The 1,112-nt window shown below is 59.9% G+C and carries 2 protein-coding genes; one reads left to right on the forward strand and one right to left on the reverse strand.

Annotation, left to right across the window (positions count from 1 at the left end):
* Positions 1 to 3 precede the first annotated feature (3 nt).
* On the reverse strand, positions 4 to 912 hold the full coding sequence (locus A2I95_RS41145; RefSeq protein WP_291738046.1) for a LysR family transcriptional regulator: 909 nt from the start codon (positions 910 to 912) through the stop codon (positions 4 to 6).
* A 104-nt stretch (positions 913 to 1,016) separates the two neighbouring features.
* Here A2I95_RS41145 and A2I95_RS41150 point away from each other — a divergent pair.
* The coding region (locus A2I95_RS41150) for a urate hydroxylase PuuD (protein ID WP_291738047.1) at positions 1,017 to 1,112 on the forward strand (96 nt) is incomplete at its 3' end.

Raw genomic sequence — 1,112 nt, forward strand, 5'->3', positions numbered from 1 at the left:
TTTTCATTCTGAGGGGAGGGATGCCTGGATGTGGTCTACCAAGAAATCCATGAACAGCCGCACCTTGGGGTCCTGGTGGCGGCGGTGGACATAGAGACAGGCCATCTGGATCGGGATCGGCGGCTCCTCTGCCAGCACTGGCACCAGCCGGCCCGAGGCAAGGTGTTCTGAAATCTCGAAAACCGGTTTCAGGATGATCCCATGCCCCTCCAGCGCCCAGCTGGTCAGCACGTCGCCGTGATCGGATTCAAACGGCCCGGTGACAGTCACCCGCTTAACCCCGTCCTGGCTGCGCAGCGGCCATTGGAACTCCGGCGCGCCGGGGTAGCGCAGGTTCAGGCAGTCGTGCGCCTCTGTCTTCAACTCGTCGCTGCTGGCAGGCTGGCCGCGGCGTCTGATATAATCCGGTGAGGCACACAGCACCCGCGCACAATCGGCAATCTTGCGGATCCGCAGGTTCGAATCCTCCGGCACGCCGAGGAAAAACGCTGCATCCAGCCCCTCGGCCGCCAGATCCAGCTTTCGGTCCGACAGCCGCAGGCGGATCGAGATCAGCGGATAGGCCTCGTTGAACTTCGGCACTGCCGGCGCAATCAACCGCTGCCCCAACCCTAATGGAGCCGCCACATACAGGGTGCCGCGCGGAGTTTGGGTGACGCTGCTGATGTCAGCCTCGGCCTCATCCACGGCCTCCAGGATCTTGACCGCGCCGTGATAGAACAGGTTGCCCTGCTCAGTCGGATTGAGCAGCCGCGTGGTGCGCTGGAACAGCCGCACGTTCAGATGATCCTCCAGCTGCGAAATCCGCGAGGACGCCACGGCTGCCGAAATCCGCATATCCCGGGCCGCGGCGGACATGTTGCCAAGTTCGTAGACACGGACGAAGGTACGGATGTTGTCGAGATAGGCCATTCAAGTATTCTTTGTGTTATTTTGAAACAGCTTGGGTTTTTTACCTAATACATGAAAATAGCGGCATGCTCTAGTCTTGGGTCAAAGCTTATGAGGAGAGAACAATGGAAGAGCTAGTGATCATGTGGGACTGGCTGGGCTTTGCGGTCCGCTGGCTTCACGTCATCACCGCCATTGCCTGGATCGGGTCGTCCTTCTAC

The organism is Leisingera sp. F5 (assembly GCF_001593695.1).